The sequence below is a fragment of the Acidovorax sp. 59 genome (genome assembly GCF_002754175.1).
Classification (GTDB): Bacteria; Pseudomonadota; Gammaproteobacteria; order Burkholderiales; family Burkholderiaceae_C; genus Acidovorax; species Acidovorax delafieldii.
Genome location: NZ_PEET01000001.1, coordinates 3220545 through 3236385 on the forward strand (window position 1 = coordinate 3220545; position 15841 = coordinate 3236385).

The following is a 15841-nucleotide window of genomic DNA, read 5'->3' on the forward strand; positions in this document are numbered from 1 at the left end:
CGATATATTGATTGCAAAACTTGGTGCGCACGCGTTGTGCACGGCCGACCAAGGACATGTTTCAGCCGGGACCATTGTAGGAACATGCCCCCCAGGACTTTTGCGGGTTTTCCCGCGAAATTCCGGCGCCAACACACACCTTCAGGGTTCTGCAAGCATCTGCGCGACAGCGGTGCAAAGCCCCTCCCAGCAACCAAGAGCCAACGCGCTGCGCTGACCGCAGCCCTCCGCCTTTTTAGCCCGCGCTGCCTGGCAAAAACCGCGCTGCAATCGATGCGCGAATGCCGGCTGCATCCAGTCCCTGCAACGCCAGCAACTTGGCCGGGTCACCATGCTCAATGAAGACATCGGCCAGCCCGAGCTGCAACACGGGGCGCACGATGCCCATGGCGTTGAGTGCCTCGGTCACTGCGCTGCCCGCCCCACCCATGATGGCGCCCTCTTCGACCGTCACGAGGGCGTCGTGCCGCTCGGCCACCTCGCGCAGCAAGGCCTCATCGATGGGCTTGGCCCAGCGCATGTTGACCACGGTGGCATCGATCGCCTCGCCCACTTCGAGCGCGGGATACAGCAAGTTGCCAAACGCCAGGATGGCAATGCGGGGTGCCTTGCCGTCCGCATCACCCTTGCGCTCGCGGCGGATCTCGCCTTTGCCGAACGGCAGGCCATCGAGCGCAGCCAGCGGCGCCACACCCGCGCCGCTACCACGCGGGTAACGCACGGCCACGGGGTGGTCCTGTTCAAACGCACTGCTGAGCAACTGGCGGCATTCGCGCTCGTCGGCGGGGCAGGCCATGCTCATGTTCGGAATGCAGCGCACGAACGGGATGTCATAGGCGCCTGCATGCGTGGCACCGTCGGCGCCCACCAGGCCCGCACGGTCCAGGGCAAACACCACGGGCAGGTTCTGCAAGGCCACGTCGTGGATCAACTGGTCGTAGCCACGCTGCAAAAACGTGGAGTAGATGGCCACCACGGGCTTCACACCCTCGCAGGCCATGCCCGCAGCGAACGTGACAGCGTGCTGTTCAGCAATGCCCACGTCGTAGTAGCGGTCCGGAAAGCGCTTTTCGAACTCGACCATGCCCGAGCCCTCGCGCATGGCGGGCGTGATGCCCACCAGGCGGGGGTCCTGCGCCGCCATGTCACACAGCCACTGGCCGAACACCTGGGTGAAGGTCTGCTTGGGTGGCGTGGCAGGCTTGGTCAGGCCCACGGAGGGATCGAACTTTCCGGGGCCGTGGTAGGCCACGGGGTCGGCCTCGGCCAGCTTGTAGCCCTGGCCCTTTTTGGTGACCACGTGCAGGAACTGCGGGCCCTTGAGGCTCTTGATGTTCTCCAGGGTGGGGATCAGCGAATCGAGGTCGTGCCCGTCGATGGGGCCGATGTAGTTGAAGCCGAATTTCTCGAACAGCGTGGCGGGCACCACCATGCCCTTGGCCTGTTGCTCAAAGCGCTTGGCAAATTCGAGCAGGGGCGGCACGGGGCGCAAAACGGTCTTGCCCACGTTCTTGGCGGCGGCGTAGAACTGCCCGCTCATCAGCTGAGCGAGATAGCGGTTGAGCGCGCCCACCGGCGGGCTGATGCTCATGTCGTTGTCGTTCAGCACCACCAGCAGGTTGCAGTCGGCCACACCCGCGTTGTTGAGCGCCTCGAACGCCATGCCGGCACTCATCGCGCCATCTCCAATGATGGCCACGGCATGGCGGTTGTCGCCCTTGCGCTTGGCAGCCAGTGCCATGCCCAAGGCTGCCGAGATGCTGGTGCTGGAATGCGCTGTGCCAAACGTGTCGTAAATGCTCTCCGCCCGTTGCGGAAAGCCCGAGATACCGCCCATCTGGCGCAGCGTGTGCATGCGGTCGCGGCGGCCGGTCAGGATCTTGTGCGGGTAGGTCTGGTGGCCCACATCCCACACCAGGCGGTCTTCCGGGGTGTTGAAGACATGGTGCAAAGCCACGGTCAGCTCCACCGTGCCCAGGTTGGAGCTGAGGTGGCCACCGGTCTGCGACACGCTCTGCAGCACGAACTCGCGCAACTCGGTCGCCAGCACCTTGAGGTCCGCGCGCGAGAGCCGGCGCAGGTCTGCCGGGTCATTGATGGTCTGCAGCAAGGGGAAGGGTGTCGTGGACATTGACTATTCTTTTGATAGCTACGAGCGCAAGAGATTCAAGCACCAGAAGGCATTTGGACATTGAGAGAGTCGCCAGGGACCAGGGCCGGGCTCAGTGGGAGCGGCGCACGACCATGTCCGCCAGGGCTGCCAGGGCACGGGTGTCGGGCAAGCCACTGCGACCCAGGGCCGCATGGGCCTCGGCCAGCAGCTCCTGCGCGTAGGCCTGCGCACGCTCCAGACCGAGCAACGATACGTAGGTGGGTTTGTCTGCGGCCGCGTCCTTGCCCGCCGTTTTCCCCAGGGTGGCCGAGTCCGCCACCACATCCAGGATGTCGTCCACCACCTGGAACGCCAGCCCCATGGCAGCGCCATAGTCTGACAGGGCCTGGTAGGCGGTGGGCGCCGCGTGGCCACACAGGGCCCCCATGAGCACGCTGCCCTGGAGCAAGGCGCCCGTCTTGAGGCGGTGCATCTGGCGCAGTTGCGCTTCGGTCAGCGCCACGCCGACGCTGGCCAGGTCAATCGCCTGACCGCCCGCCATGCCGGCCGAGCCCGCAGCCCGCGCCAGCAGCCGGCACAAAGCCGCCTGCGTGGCAGCGGGGATCAGGGTGTTGTCGGGGGTCAGCAGTTCAAACGCAAAGGCCTGCAGCGCGTCTCCCGCCAGCAGGGCCTGGGCTTCGCCAAACTGCACATGCACCGTGGGTTTGCCACGGCGCAGCACGTCGTTGTCCATGCAGGGCATGTCGTCGTGGACCAGTGAATACGCGTGGATCAGCTCCACCGCGCACGCGGCCCGCAGGGCAGCTTCGTTCAGAGCTGCCTGAACCGCCGCGCCCTCGGGTGCCACGGAGTCCGAAGTGCCGCTGCGCGCCGCCTCGTAGGCAGCCAACACCAGCAAGGGTCGCAGGCGCTTTCCGCCGTCCAGGACGGCGTAACGCATGGCGTCGCCCAGCCCTGCCGGAGCGCCGTCGCCCACCCACAAGGACAGCGCCTGCTCCACACGAGCGAGGTGATTCTGGCTCCAGAGATTCGTATCCAGGGGCGGGGTCAACGCCGTCGAGGAAGTCATCGGCAATGCGCTCATTCCTGGTTCCATGGTTGCAGTTGGCCGTCGTCCAGCACCTTGATCTGGTCCTGCACGGCATCGAGCCGGTGGCGGCAAAAAGCCAGCAAGGCGGCGCCGCGCTGGTAGCCAGCCAGCATCTGGTCCAGCGGCAACTGGCCCGATTCAATGCGGGCCACGAGTTGCTCCAGCTCCTCCAGGGCCGCCTCGTAGCTGGCAGGTTCGGCGGGAGGAGCAGGGGTTACGGGGGCCTTGGGCATGGAGGGGGCGGCAGTGCGCGGGTGAAAAACCAGTGATTTTAGGCGCAGCGCTGTGGCGCCCGTGTCAGACAGTGGCCGATCCGTGGGAGGTCTCTATTTTTCCGGAAACGGTGTTTTCTATTCACGTAGCGGGGGTGCGGGAATAACCCCACCGCCTATAATCCCATTCCCGTCGAGCCGGCTACCCACCCTAGCCGGTTTTCTTTTTCCAGATGCGCCTTCACGGGCGCACCTCCCGCACTCTCTCTGTGGGGAGTCTTTAGGTCAGGTCACCCATGTCTGATTTAAGTCTTCAACTGCAGCAGGCCGCAAGCCAACTACCAGTTTCGAGCTACTTTGATGATGCGCTGTTCCAGCGCGAGCTGGAGACCATCTTCCAGCGCGGGCCCCGCTATGTGGGGCATCAATTGGCTGTGCCCAACGCGGGCGACTACTACGCACTGCCCCAGGAGGGCGAGGGCCGCGCGCTGGTGCGTAACGCCCAGGGCGGTATCGAGCTGGTCTCCAACGTCTGCCGCCACCGGCAGGCGGTCATGCTCAAGGGCAAAGGCTCGCTGAACACCCAGCAAAAGGGCAGCGCGGGCGGCAACATCGTGTGCCCATTGCACCGCTGGACGTACAACCCCCAGGGCGAACTGCTGGGCGCACCTCACTTTGCGCATGACCCGTGCCTGAACCTCAACAACTACAAGCTGCGCGAGTGGAACGGCCTGCTGTTTGAAGACAACGGCTACGACGTGGCCGCCGACCTGGCCCAGATGGGCCCGCGTGCCGACCTGGACTTTGACGGCTACGTGCTCGACCATGTGGAGCTGCACGAGTGCAACTACAACTGGAAGACCTTCATCGAGGTCTATCTGGAGGACTACCACGTGGGCCCATTCCACCCGGGCCTGGGCAGTTTTGTCACCTGCGACGACCTGCGCTGGGAGTTCGGCAAGAACTACTCGGTGCAGACCGTGGGTGTAGCCAACCGCCTTGGCAAGGCCGGCAGCCCCGTGTACGAACGCTGGCACGAAGCCTTGCTCGCCTACCGCGAGGGCAAGCCGCCCAAGCATGGTGCCATCTGGCTCACGCTGTACCCGCACATCATGGTGGAGTGGTATCCGCATGTGCTCACCGTGTCCACGCTGCACCCCATCAGCCCGACCAAGACGCTGAACATGGTGGAGTTCTACTACCCCGAAGAAATCGCTGCGTTCGAGCGCGAGTTTGTCGAGGCGCAGAAGGCCGCCTACATGGAGACCTGCATCGAGGACGACGAAATCGGCGAGCGCATGGACGCGGGCCGCAAGGCCCTGATGGCACGCGGCGACAACGAGGTGGGCCCCTACCAAAGCCCCATGGAAGATGGCATGCAGCACTTCCACGAGTGGTACCGAGAGGCGATGGGCTCGGACACCATCGACCCGGCCACGCCAAAACGCTGAATACGGCGGCAAAACCCTGCCAATCTGCAGGCCCGCCGTGGTCTGCTCTCATTACAATAGCTGCCAGTGCTTAAAAAATAAGCGCTGACAGCTATTTTCATTTTTGCGCCCCACGGCGCGCTTCAAGAGATCACAACCCGATGCAAGCCCTCTGGATGGTGTTGGCCGCGTTCCTGTTTGCCAGCATGGGCGTGTGCGTCAAGATCGCCTCGGACTTCTTCAACTCCGCCGAGCTGGTGTGTTACCGGGGCCTCATCGGCATGTTGATTCTCTGGCTGCTGTCACGCTCGCAAAAAGTGACGCTGTCCACGCGGTACCCCGGCATGCACGCCTGGCGCAGCCTCGTGGGGGTGGCGTCGCTGGGCGCATGGTTCTACGCCATTGCGCACCTGCCGCTGGCCACCGCCATGACGCTCAACTACATGAGCAGCGTGTGGATCGCGGCCTTCCTGGTCGGCGGCACGCTGCTGGCCTGGCGACCCTCCGCCGCCACGCCCCGGCCTGCCCTGCAAGGCCCGCTGGTGCTGACGGTGCTCACCGGGTTCGTGGGCGTGGTGCTGATGCTGCGCCCCAGCCTGGACCAGAACCAGGCGTTCGCCGGGATGATTGGCCTCATGTCCGGCTTGTCAGCCGCATTTGCCTACATGCAGGTGGTGGCGCTGTCGCGCCTGGGCGAGCCTGAGTCGCGCACCGTCTTCTACTTTGCGGTGGGCTCCGCGGTGGCGGGCGGCTTTGCCATGCTGTTCACCGGCATGTCGGACTGGCCGGGCTGGCAAGCGCTGTGGCTGCTGCCCATCGGGGTGCTGGCGGCTGGCGGGCAACTGTGCATGACCAAGGCTTACGCCAGCGCCAAGACCCAGCGCGGCACGCTGGTGGTGGCCAATCTGCAGTATTCGGGCATCGTGTTTGCCGCCGTCTACAGCGTGCTGTTGTTTGGCGACAAGATCCCGCCCATCGGCTGGATCGGCATGGCCCTCATCGTGGGCAGCGGCATTGTGGCCACCATCTTGCGGGCCCGGGCCGCGCCCGGCGCACCGGCCGAAGAACACTGACCGATACAAAAACCAATGCGCGCAGGCGAGGACAGTCCCCATCGGGATGGCCACAATGGAGGCCTCCCCGCCCAACCGGTTGCTTTGCACCTGATCTGCCGATGACCACCTACACCACGCTCATCTCCGCCCCCGACCTGCAAGCCCTCATCGCCAGCGGTGCGCCGCTGATGGTGTTTGATTGCAGCTTCGAACTCATGCAACCGACGGCCGGCGCGCAGCAATATGCGCAAGCCCATATCCCCGGCGCCGTGTATGCCAACCTGGACAACGACCTGAGCGCCAAGCACGGCGCGCCCGGCGCCACCGGCACTGTGACGGCGCAGGAGGCTGACCAGCCCGCATCCGGCGGCCGCCACCCGCTGCCCAGCCGCGAACGTTTTGCCATGTGGCTGTCCAGCGTGGGTTTTGCCAACAACATGCAGGCCGTGGTGTACGACCGCCAGGGCGCCAACTACTGCGGCCGCCTGTGGTGGATGCTCAAATGGGCGGGCCATGACGCCGTGGCCGTGCTCGACGGCGGGCTGCAGGCCTGGCAGGCCGCAGGGGGTGCGGTGAACAGCGGTGAAGAGCCCTCGCACTTCCAGTCCCACTTTGCACTGAACGAGCCCTTACGCCAACTGGCCACGGCCAGAGATGTCCTGGCACGCCTGCAACGCCCCAATGACCAGACCGTGATCGATGCCCGCGCCGGCGCCCGCTACCGGGGCGAGGTGGAGCCGCTGGACCCGGTGGCCGGCCACATTCCGGGCGCACTCAACCGACCGTTTGCCGAAAACATCGGCGCCGACGGCCGCTTCAAACCCGCAGCCACACTGCGCGTAGAGTTCGACGCCTTGTTGGCAGGCCGCAATCCTGCAACCGTGGTGCACCAGTGCGGCAGCGGCGTGAGCGCCGTGCCCAATCTGCTGGCCATGGAGATTGCCGGCCTGGGGCACACCGCACTGTTTGCGGGCAGCTGGAGCGAATGGTGTTCAGACCCAACTCGCCCCGTCGAAAAAGGCTGAACAGCGCTGACTGCGGCGCCTAACGAACGCCGCCGGTTGCAAAAGCGCAAAAAAGATGGTTTTGCAGGCGCTATCAAAACCATGAGCAGAATTCGGGGACCGGTGCCTGCCAACGCAGCAGATGCACCCCTCTTGAAAGCCAGCAGACGCCTGATCTGCTTGTAGGGCAAATTCCTACACAGCCCACCGCGAAACCAGACACGCGGCACAGCCAAACCCCGACTTAATTTCTGATTGGGGCGGTTTCACAATCCATTTCAACGGATCACGCAAAACCTGCAGTCAGCAGGCCACGCAAGACCCGGTACTGGAAAAAAGGAAGCCGCCATGACCAACGAACAAATCCTCGCTGAAATCCGCGAAGCCAACCTCACCTACCTGATGCTGGCCCAAACCCTGATCCGTCAGGACAAGGCCGAAGCGGTTTTCCGTCTGGGCATGAACGAAGAGTCTGCCGATATTCTCGCTTCGCTGTCGGCTGCGCAAGTGATGAAACTGGCCTCCCGCAACACGCTACTTTGCAGCTTCCGCGTGGACGACAACCTGGTGTGGAGCTTGCTGACCAACCACTCGGCCAAGAAGGTGGGCAACGACGCCACCAACACCCTGCACGCCAACATCCTGATGGCCAGCCGCGTGTCGGAAGTGCTCTGAAGCACTAGCCCGCAGCGTTGTCCAGTTCTCACCGAAAGCCCGCCATGTCCTCCACCACCACCGCCGCCGCCAAAGCCCCTGTCAAAAGCGTTCTGAATGAATCCAAGCAGATCGAACGCGCAGCCATGCTGATCCAGATGGGCGCCCGCATGCAGGTGCTGGAGTCCGAGACCACGCTGTCGTATGAACGCCTGATCCGCCTGTACAAGGAGATCGCGGGCAAGTCGCCCTCCAAAGGCCAGCTGCCCTTCTCCACCGACTGGTTCCTGACCTGGCAAGAGAACATCCACAGCTCGCTGTTTTTGAACATCTACGAGTACCTGTCCAAGGGCGTGGACCTGGATTCGGTGGAGCTGCTGACCAAGGCCTACCGCCTGTACAACGAACAAGTCGCCACAGCCGAGATCGAACCCCTGCTGTCCTTCACCCGCGCCTGGCGCCTGGTGAAATTCGTGGACGCCGGCATGTTGACCCGCACCAAGTGCAGCCAGTGCAGCGGCCAGTTCGTGACCGAGCTGTACGAAAACCGCCATTTCACCTGCGGCCTGTGCAACCCACCCGCCCGTGCCGGCAAGAGCAAGACCGCCGGTGCGCTGATGTTGCATTGACACGTTGGCGTGTTTTTTGAGCCAAAAGCGCCCGATGCGCTAGTGCATGTTGCCGCTCTAGCTATTGATTAGATAGCAAACAAATAAGGCCCTATTCGGGGCCTTTTTGCTGTCTGCTGTCTGCCGATGGAATGTGGTGCAAGGCAGAACGCCGATCCACCCATCAACGCCCCGCAAGCAAGGTGCGCACGTTCTCGTCCACGGGCACCGCGTAGTTGTGCGCCGCAATCACATGGTTGCCCACCGGGTTCACCAGCTTAAGGCTGATGTACACCACCGAGGCCGACACCGCGTACGTGCCCACGACCACGGCCTGCGCGTTCTGCGCCTGGCTGACCTCCCGCACCTCGCGCGACAGCAGCAACTCGCCCTGTTCGCGGTGCAAAACCAGGTTGTCGCGCAGCTTCACCTCCGTCACGCGCAGCCCGCGCTGCACCATGCGCCCCGCGATCTGCTCCGAAAAGATGCGCCCCAGCCGCGACGACTCGTTGAGCCGGTCCACATTGACCAGGGTGGCCACCAACAGCGGCTGGCTCGCGTCCAGCGGCGCGTTGAGCAGCAAGGCATCCGTTGCCCGGTCGTTCACCTCGATCAGGTCGGTGCGCGACACGCCACCCGCACTATTGCCGTAGTAGTAGCTGTGGACCGGGTTGGTCGAGCAGCCCTGCAGCGCCAGGGCCGACACCACCACCATGCCCAAGCACCACGCGGACCTGAGCTTGCCGGGATGGAAACGGCGCATCATGGTGCCACCACCCGCCAAGTTTTAACGGGGGTGGGTGGGGGGGGCGGTGGTGGCGGAGGCGGTGGTAACTGCGTTTTGTACAGCGGCGAATCATCGGGCTCAACGTAGTACACGTCTGCCGTGCTCGCCAGATAGCGGTCACCGCTTTCGAGTGACGTCGTGATGAGCACCTCTGTGCGCGTCGGCCCGCCTGCGGCAGATCCGTCGATGGCGTATTGCGTGAGGTCCGTCACCGCGCCAAGGGTGGCAACGCCCGCCAGCATCGACCCGACCCCCTGGCGGAACAGATACCAGTCTCGCGCCACGCCCACGCCCAGCGCCAGACGCGTCCACGGCATGGGTCCCCAGGTTTGCACGCGCGCGTTGTGCTGGACCACCTGAGTTTCGAATGTGAGCGTGACTGCCGTGGGTTGCGTGGACAACACCACGCCACGATCCAGCAGGCGCGTGATCAGCAGCTTGCGAAAGCCGTTGTTGAAACTAGTGTCGCCAGGGCTCGGCGCCAGGTAGATAGGGTACTCGCCGGCTGGCCAGGCACCGATCTTGCCCGCGATGCGGCCCGCCACGTCGTCGGCCAACACATCCCAGTGGTGCACGGCGCGCGCTTTCTTCTGGTCGGTGGCTGGATAGTTGTCGGCACGCGGAACATCCAGCGACGAGCATCCGCCCAGCAACACCGCCAGTGCTGCCATCGCGAACACGCGCCCACGGAGGGAGTGTTGAGGATTCATGCGCACACGCCCCTTGTCATGTTGTGATGCCGTCCAATTGCATCGCATCATCCTAATGGCCTCAGCAAAGCACCATCGCGGGAACAAACCCCGTTTTCCGTCGCACTTTGCCAACGCCGCCGGCGTTGGGATGGCCACCTACAAAGCCCGTACCCGGCCTGCCGCACAATCCGCGCATGACCGCGCCCTCTGCTGCTCCTTCCGCACCCACCAGCCCAACGACAGCCGCCGTTGACGATGGCAGCCCCGACCAAGCGGTGACCAGCCAGGTCGCAGCAGATGCCAGCCACACTCCAATCGCCGACGCGCACGCGGACGCACCCACAGTCCCTGCGCCTCCGGTTTCAGCACCAGCGCCTCACGCGCCCCTCATGCTCCACATGCCTGTGGACGTGCGCAACCTCTCCCTCGCGTTGCTGGCACTGTTCGCCAGCGTCGCGCTGCTGCACTGGGCCAGTGCGGTGTTCATCCCGATCATGCTGAGCCTGCTGCTGACCATTGCGCTGCGGCCAGCGGTGGAGATGATGGCCCGGTGGCATGTGCCGCGGGCGCTGGGGGCGGGCTTGTTGCTGGTGGCCATCGTTGCCGGGCTGGCCAGCACGGCCTGGTCGCTGAGTGACGGGGCGGCCCAACTGGTGGACTCGGTCCCTGTCGCCGCCAAGAAGGTCCGCGACAACCTCAAGGCACGCGCGGGTGGCAGCAGTCCGCTGGACACCGTGCAGAAGGCGGCCACCCAGATCGAGCAGGCCGCCAACGAAAACAGCGCCAGCAGCGCAGCGCCCCGCCGGGGCGTGCAGCGGGTGATCGTGGAGCGCCCGCCCTTCAACATCCGCGACTACCTCTGGAGCGGCACCATGGGCCTGATGTCGGCGCTGGGGCAGCTGATGGTGGTGGTGTTCCTGACCTACTTCGCTCTCGCCTCGGGCAACCTGTTCCGAGACAAGCTGCTGCGCATTGCGGGCACCAGCCTGGAGCGGCGCAAGGTCACCATCCATGTGCTGCAGGACATCACCCAGCAGATACAGCGTTATCTGCTGCTGCAGGTGTTCACCAGCGTGCTGGTCGGCCTGGCCACCGGCGCGGCCTATTGGGCTTTGGGGCTCGAAAACGCCGCCGTATGGGGCGTGGTGGCCGCCGTGCTCAACCTCGCGCCGTACATCGGCTCGGCGCTGGTCACAGGGGCCTCGGCCCTGGTGGCTTTCTTGCAGTTTGGCACGCTCGACATGGCCATGGCCATTGGCGGTGCCTCGCTGGTCATCCACACGCTGATCGGCAACCTGCTGACCCCCTGGCTCACCAGCCGCACCAGCAGCATGAGCCCCGTGGCCGTGTTCATCAGCGTGCTGGCCTGGGGCTGGCTGTGGGGCCTGTGGGGACTGCTGCTGGGCATCCCGGTGATGATGGCCGTGAAGGCCGTGTGCGACCGGGTGGAAGACCTGAAGGCCGTGGGCGAGTTGCTGGGCGACTGAGCGACTTGGCCACCGAGCGACGCGGCGTCTGCCACTGACGCCGTCACTGCGGCTCGGGCGGTCCGGATCTCTGCACCTGTTCCACACGTGGACTCTGGCATCGCACCAGAGATGCAGCTCCCCGAATTACCGAACACCAGGGCGCAACTGCGCCACCCAACTGTCGTTGGTGATTGTTTCCAATACTGGAACAGTTAGTTTGCGACTGGGTGGTTTTTCCCTGAACACCATCGGCGTACAGTTCAACCCATCGATGAGCCGAACCCGCAAGGCGACTCACCGAACCCGGTTCAGGAATGATTTTTGACCCGGCTTTTTTGAGACGCTTTTTAACTTTCAAGGATTTTCATCATGAACAAGACCGCCCGTTTCCTCTCCGTCGCTGCTGTTGCTGCTTTCGCCGCTTTTGGTGCCCATGCAGATGAAGCCGATGGCTCGCAATTTGCCCTGAAGTTCGACACGAACCGCACCCGCGCTGAAGTGGCTACCGAAGCTGCCACCGTGGCTCAAACACGCAGCATCGAGCCAGCAGGTTCGCGTGTGGTGACCTATAAATCCACCGCTGACCGTGCTGCCGTGCGTGCCCAGGCTGCCGAAGCTCTGCGCACCGGCCAGATCCCTTCGGGCGAATTCAGCGCCATGTAATCGCATGACCGATTGACGCAGTTGCGGGACTTCCCATGGTGGCGGCACTTCGCGCGGTGCGGATGCTGCTGCCATGGGAGGTGTTTTAGACACACAGTTCCACACTGGCCAAACAAACTGGGCTCCCATTGGGAGCCCTTTTTGTTGTGGGTGCCCGCGATAGCAGCAGGCTGGAAAGTGCGTTTTCGGACCGCTGTGCCCGCAGATCAACCCGTATTGCGCAGCCCCGCTGCAATCCCGTTGATGGAGATGTGGATCCCGGTCTGCACCCGCTCGTCGCCCTGCCCTGCGCGCCAGCGGCGCACCAGCTCGACCTGCAAGTGGTGCAGCGGATCGATGTACGGGAAGCGGTGCTTGATGGACCGCGCCAGCGCCGTGTTGTGCGTCAGGCGCTGCTTGTCGCCCGTGATGCGGGTGAGTGCATCGGCCGTGCGGTGCCACTCGGCCTCGATGCTGGTGAACACCTTTTTGCGTAGACGCGCGTCGGTCACGAGTTCGCTGTAGCGCGACGCCAGGGCCAGGTCGCTCTTGGCCAGCACCATGTCCATGTTGGACAGCAGCGTGCGGAAGAACGGCCACTGGCGGTACATCTTCTGCAGCAGCGCCAGCTGGGCCTTGGGGTCCTTGCCTTCGGTGTTGATGAAGGCTTCCACCGCCGAGCCAAAACCGAACCAGCCGGGCAGCGTGAGGCGGCACTGGCCCCAGCTGAAGCCCCAGGGGATGGCGCGCAAGTCTTCGATCTTCTGGCTGGCCTTGCGGCTGGCAGGGCGCGAGCCAATGTTCAGCTCGGCGATCTCGCGGATGGGCGTGGAGTTGAAGAAGTAGTCGGTAAAGCCCGGGGTCTCGTACACCAGCGCACGGTAGCTGCCCATGCTGGCCAGCGAGAGCTGCGCAGCAGCATCCAGAAACGCCTTGGTGGCGGGCTTGGTGGGCTGCAGCAGGGTGGCTTCGAGCGTGGCGGCGACCAGAGTTTCCAGGTTGCGGCGGCCGATTTCGGGGTTGGCGTATTTGGAGGCAATGACCTCGCCCTGCTCCGTCAGACGGATCTGGCCGCGCACGGTGCCAGGGGGCTGCGCCAGAATGGCCTGGTAGCTCGGGCCGCCGCCCCGGCCCACGGTGCCGCCCCGGCCATGGAACATGCGCAGCTGGATGCCGTGGGTGGTGGCGAGTTCATCGAAGAGTTCGACGAGAGCGATCTCGGCGCGGTACAGCTCCCAGTTGCTGGTGAAGATACCGCCATCCTTGTTGCTGTCGCTGTAGCCGAGCATGATGTCTTGCTCGCCGCCGCTGCGTTGCACCAGGGCTGCCACGCCGGGCAGGCTGTAGAACTCGCGCATGATGGGCGCGGCGTTGCGCAGGTCTTCGATGGTCTCGAACAGGGGCACCACGATGAGGTGGTTCTTCGACTCGGCATCCAGCGTGCCGTTCATCAGGCCCACTTCCTTTTGCAGCAGCAGCACTTCGAGCAGGTCGCTCACCGTTTCGGTGTGGCTGATGATGTAGTGGCGGATGGCTTCGTGGCCGAAGCGCTCGCGCATGACGCGGGCGGTTTCAAAGATGGCCAGCTCGCCCTGGGTGTGGGCCGAGTATTCGGCGCCCACCACGCGCAGGGGGCGGGCGTCGTTGAGCAGCTTGATGAGCAGGGCGCGCTTGGCGGCCTCTTGCAGGCTGGCGTATTTGGGCTCGATACGGGCCTTGGCCAGCAGCTCGGCCACCACTTCTTCATGTTTGTCGGAGCTTTGGCGCAGGTCTACCGTGGCCAGGTGAAAGCCGAACACCTGCACGGCGCGGATCAGCGGATGCAGCCGCTCTGCGGCCAGGGCTTCGCCATGGTGCGACTTGAGGGACGCTTCGATCACCCGCAGGTCGGCCAGGAACTCTTCGGCGCTGGCGTAGGCGTTTTGCGGGGCCACGGCATGGCGCGCGGCTTCGCCACCAGTCAGGTCCTTGAGCGATGCGGCAAGGCGCGCATAGATGCCAGTCAGCGCACGGCGGTAGGGTTCGTCCTGCCGGTGCTCATTGGTATCGGGCGAACGTTGGGCCAGCGCCTCCATCTCGGCGGACACCTGCACCAGGCGGGCCGACAGCGACAGCTCGCCGCCCAGGTAGTGCACTTCCGTAAGGTAGTGGCGCAACGCCACCTCGGCCTGGCGGCCCAGGGCGTATTGCAAGGTCTGCGCGGTCACATTGGGGTTGCCATCGCGGTCGCCGCCAATCCACTGGCCCATGCGCAAGAAGCTGTGCACGGGGTACTGACCGAGTTCGCTTTCGAGGTCGGCGTAGATCTTGGGGATCTCGCGCAGGAAGGTCGCTTCGTAATACGACAGCGCGTTCTCGATCTCGTCGGCCACGGTGAGCTTGCTGTAGCGCAGCAGGCGCGTCTGCCACAACTGCGCCACACGGGCCCGCAGCAGGGCTTCGTTGGCAGCCAGCTCGCGCGGGGTGAGCGCGTCCTTGGCACTGTTGTAGAGCTGGGCGCGCACCTGGATGTCGTCGCGCGTGGCCAGCAACTGGGCGATGTCTCGCTCGGCGTCCAGAATGCTCTTGCGCTGCACCTCGGTGGGATGGGCCGTGAGCACGGGGGCCACGTAGCTGCCCGCCAGCGTCTGCGAAATCGTCTTGGGCGCAATGCCAGCCCAGCGCAGGCGCGACAGGGCGACCTCGATGCTACCCTCTTGCGTGTCGCCTGCGCGCTCGTGCACAGCGCGGCGGCGGATGTGGTGGCGGTCTTCGGCCAGGTTGGCCAGGTGGCTGAAATAGGTGAAGGCGCGGATCACGCTCACCGTCTGGTCGCCCGACAGGGACTTGAGCAGCTTCTTGAGCGCGCGGTCGGCCTCCTGGTCGGCGTCGCGGCGGAAGGCCACGGAGAGCTTGCGGACCTGCTCGACCAGCTCATAAGCCTCCACCCCCTCCTGCTCCCGGATCACGTCGCCCAGAATGCGGCCCAGCAGGCGGATGTCATCAATCAGGGGCTGGTCCTTGTCGGATCGTTTCATGCAGGAGTCTCCGGGATGGGTGGGATGGCCTGGCGCGTTGAGCTGAGCCCGCATGGCCGCAGGCCGCACCAGCCCCAGTGCGGGCGCATGCTAGCATCCTGCGCCGCTGAATAATTACAAACAGGTTACGAACTTGAGCCCCTCGCCAACGCCCCCCATCGTCATCGCCACCCGCGAAAGTCGCCTTGCGCTGTGGCAGGCCGAGCATGTCAAAGCGCTGCTCGAAGCCCGTGGCCACAGCGTGCAACTGCTGGGCATGACCACCAAGGGCGACCAGATTCTGGACAAGTCCCTCAGCAAGGTGGGCGGCAAGGGCCTGTTTGTGAAAGAGCTGGAAGTGGCGCTGGAAGAAGGCCGCGCCCACATTGCCGTGCATTCGCTCAAGGACGTGCCCATGGAGCTGCCCGAGGGCTTTGCCCTGGCCTGCGTGATGGAGCGCGAAGACCCGCGCGATGCCTTTGTCTCCCCCCGCTACGAGAACCTGGACGCCCTGCCGCAGGGTGCCGTGGTGGGCACGTCGAGCCTGCGCCGCCAGGTGCTGCTGCAGGCTCTGCGGCCTGACCTGAAGATCGAGCCCCTGCGCGGCAACCTCGACACCCGCCTGCGCAAACTGGACGAAGGCCAGTACGACGCCATCGTGCTGGCCGCCGCAGGCCTCAAGCGCCTGGGGCTGGAAGCCCGCATCCGCACCACGTTCGAGCCCAGCGCCATGCTGCCTGCTGCAGGCCAGGGCGCGCTGGGCATCGAGGTGCGCAGCGACCGGCAAGACCTGATCGACGCGCTGGCACCGCTGGCCCACCAGACCACCTGGCTGACCGTGGCCGCCGAGCGCGCCGTGAGCCGCGCCATGGGGGGCAGCTGCTCGATGCCCTTGGCAGCGCACGGCACTTTCACCCAGGGCGTACTGCAGCTGGACGCCGCCTGGGGCGACCCCGAGGACAAAGCCCCGCTGGTGCGCGCTCAGGCCTCTGCCCCGGTCACCACACTGGCGCAGGCGGAAGCACTGGGCGACGCGATCGCGCAGCGCCTGCGTGCTGAGGGTGCGCGCGGCGTCACCCCGGCCTAAGA

At 64.8% G+C, this 15841-nt stretch carries 14 protein-coding genes; 8 read left to right on the forward strand and 6 right to left on the reverse strand.

The window, feature by feature from the left end:
- Positions 1 to 235: 235 nt before the first annotated feature.
- From dxs to xseB, 3 genes are all read right to left on the reverse strand, one after another.
- On the reverse strand, positions 236 to 2131 hold the full coding sequence (gene dxs / locus CLU87_RS14615) for a 1-deoxy-D-xylulose-5-phosphate synthase (RefSeq protein ID WP_099730916.1): 1896 nt from the start codon (positions 2129 to 2131) through the stop codon (positions 236 to 238).
- A 91-nt stretch (positions 2132 to 2222) separates the two neighbouring features.
- Positions 2223 to 3197: a polyprenyl synthetase family protein gene (locus CLU87_RS14620; RefSeq protein WP_099730917.1), complete on the reverse strand. Its 975-nt coding sequence runs from the start codon at positions 3195 to 3197 to the stop codon at positions 2223 to 2225.
- On the reverse strand, positions 3194 to 3436 hold the full coding sequence (gene xseB / locus CLU87_RS14625) for an exodeoxyribonuclease VII small subunit (protein WP_099730918.1): 243 nt from the start codon (positions 3434 to 3436) through the stop codon (positions 3194 to 3196). The genes CLU87_RS14620 and xseB overlap by 4 nt, the downstream gene beginning before the upstream one ends.
- 275 nt (positions 3437 to 3711) lie before the next feature.
- On the opposite strand from xseB, the gene CLU87_RS14630 reads away from it, so the two are divergent.
- From CLU87_RS14630 to flhC, 5 genes are all read left to right on the forward strand, one after another.
- Positions 3712 to 4866 carry an aromatic ring-hydroxylating dioxygenase subunit alpha gene (locus tag CLU87_RS14630; protein WP_099730919.1) on the forward strand — a complete coding sequence of 385 codons (1155 nt, stop codon included), beginning with the start codon at positions 3712 to 3714 and terminating at the stop codon, positions 4864 to 4866.
- Between the two features lie 140 nt (positions 4867 to 5006).
- Entirely contained in the window at positions 5007 to 5918 is a 912-nt protein-coding gene (locus CLU87_RS14635) for a DMT family transporter (RefSeq protein WP_099730920.1), read from the forward strand.
- Positions 5919 to 6019: 101 nt separating this feature from the next.
- Positions 6020 to 6925, forward strand: a complete 906-nt coding sequence (locus CLU87_RS14640; protein WP_099730921.1) for a sulfurtransferase — start codon at positions 6020 to 6022, stop codon at positions 6923 to 6925.
- A 327-nt stretch (positions 6926 to 7252) separates the two neighbouring features.
- A complete protein-coding gene (flhD, locus tag CLU87_RS14645) occupies positions 7253 to 7579 on the forward strand; it encodes a flagellar transcriptional regulator FlhD (protein WP_015015270.1) in 327 nt (108 codons plus the stop codon).
- Between the two features lie 44 nt (positions 7580 to 7623).
- Positions 7624 to 8187, forward strand: a complete 564-nt coding sequence (gene flhC / locus CLU87_RS14650; protein WP_015015271.1) for a flagellar transcriptional regulator FlhC — start codon at positions 7624 to 7626, stop codon at positions 8185 to 8187.
- Between the two features lie 163 nt (positions 8188 to 8350).
- Here flhC and CLU87_RS14655 read toward each other — a convergent pair whose 3' ends face one another.
- Together CLU87_RS14655 and CLU87_RS14660 are read right to left on the reverse strand one after the other, a co-directional pair.
- The gene (locus tag CLU87_RS14655) at positions 8351 to 8932 is read right to left on the reverse strand and encodes a FlgO family outer membrane protein (RefSeq protein ID WP_056748227.1); all 582 of its coding nucleotides are present in this window, start codon (positions 8930 to 8932) and stop codon (positions 8351 to 8353) included.
- Positions 8929 to 9663, reverse strand: coding sequence for a hypothetical protein (locus CLU87_RS14660; RefSeq protein WP_199170834.1), 735 nt, complete (start codon positions 9661 to 9663; stop codon positions 8929 to 8931). Before CLU87_RS14660 ends, CLU87_RS14655 begins: the two co-directional genes overlap by 4 nt.
- Positions 9664 to 10034: 371 nt before the next feature.
- Between CLU87_RS14660 and CLU87_RS14665 the strand changes: the two genes are divergently transcribed.
- The gene (locus CLU87_RS14665) at positions 10035 to 11132 is read left to right on the forward strand and encodes an AI-2E family transporter (RefSeq protein WP_099730923.1); all 1098 of its coding nucleotides are present in this window, start codon (positions 10035 to 10037) and stop codon (positions 11130 to 11132) included.
- A 351-nt stretch (positions 11133 to 11483) separates the two neighbouring features.
- On the forward strand, positions 11484 to 11777 hold the full coding sequence (locus CLU87_RS14670) for a DUF4148 domain-containing protein (RefSeq protein WP_099730924.1): 294 nt from the start codon (positions 11484 to 11486) through the stop codon (positions 11775 to 11777).
- Positions 11778 to 11983: 206 nt separating this feature from the next.
- Here CLU87_RS14670 and ppc read toward each other — a convergent pair whose 3' ends face one another.
- The gene (ppc, locus tag CLU87_RS14675; protein ID WP_099730925.1) at positions 11984 to 14773 is read right to left on the reverse strand and encodes a phosphoenolpyruvate carboxylase; all 2790 of its coding nucleotides are present in this window, start codon (positions 14771 to 14773) and stop codon (positions 11984 to 11986) included.
- 133 nt (positions 14774 to 14906) lie between these two features.
- Here ppc and hemC point away from each other — a divergent pair, with 133 nt between their 5' ends.
- Complete coding sequence (hemC, locus tag CLU87_RS14680) at positions 14907 to 15839, forward strand: hydroxymethylbilane synthase (RefSeq protein ID WP_099730926.1); 933 nt, start codon at positions 14907 to 14909, stop codon at positions 15837 to 15839.
- Positions 15840 to 15841 lie beyond the last annotated feature (2 nt).

What these genes read in the sequence shown, in the direction of transcription:
- dxs (WP_099730916.1), bottom strand. Translation starts at nt 2,131, where the DNA reads ATGTCCACGACACCCTTCCCCTTGCTGCAGACCATCAATGACCCGGCA.
- CLU87_RS14620 (WP_099730917.1), bottom strand. Translation starts at nt 3,197, where the DNA reads ATGAGCGCATTGCCGATGACTTCCTCGACGGCGTTGACCCCGCCCCTG.
- xseB (WP_099730918.1), bottom strand. Translation starts at nt 3,436, where the DNA reads ATGCCCAAGGCCCCCGTAACCCCTGCTCCTCCCGCCGAACCTGCCAGC.
- CLU87_RS14630 (WP_099730919.1), top strand. Translation starts at nt 3,712, where the DNA reads ATGTCTGATTTAAGTCTTCAACTGCAGCAGGCCGCAAGCCAACTACCA.
- CLU87_RS14635 (WP_099730920.1), top strand. Translation starts at nt 5,007, where the DNA reads ATGCAAGCCCTCTGGATGGTGTTGGCCGCGTTCCTGTTTGCCAGCATG.
- CLU87_RS14640 (WP_099730921.1), top strand. Translation starts at nt 6,020, where the DNA reads ATGACCACCTACACCACGCTCATCTCCGCCCCCGACCTGCAAGCCCTC.
- flhD (WP_015015270.1), top strand. Translation starts at nt 7,253, where the DNA reads ATGACCAACGAACAAATCCTCGCTGAAATCCGCGAAGCCAACCTCACC.
- flhC (WP_015015271.1), top strand. Translation starts at nt 7,624, where the DNA reads ATGTCCTCCACCACCACCGCCGCCGCCAAAGCCCCTGTCAAAAGCGTT.
- CLU87_RS14655 (WP_056748227.1), bottom strand. Translation starts at nt 8,932, where the DNA reads ATGATGCGCCGTTTCCATCCCGGCAAGCTCAGGTCCGCGTGGTGCTTG.
- CLU87_RS14660 (WP_199170834.1), bottom strand. Translation starts at nt 9,663, where the DNA reads ATGAATCCTCAACACTCCCTCCGTGGGCGCGTGTTCGCGATGGCAGCA.
- CLU87_RS14665 (WP_099730923.1), top strand. Translation starts at nt 10,035, where the DNA reads ATGCTCCACATGCCTGTGGACGTGCGCAACCTCTCCCTCGCGTTGCTG.
- CLU87_RS14670 (WP_099730924.1), top strand. Translation starts at nt 11,484, where the DNA reads ATGAACAAGACCGCCCGTTTCCTCTCCGTCGCTGCTGTTGCTGCTTTC.
- ppc (WP_099730925.1), bottom strand. Translation starts at nt 14,773, where the DNA reads ATGAAACGATCCGACAAGGACCAGCCCCTGATTGATGACATCCGCCTG.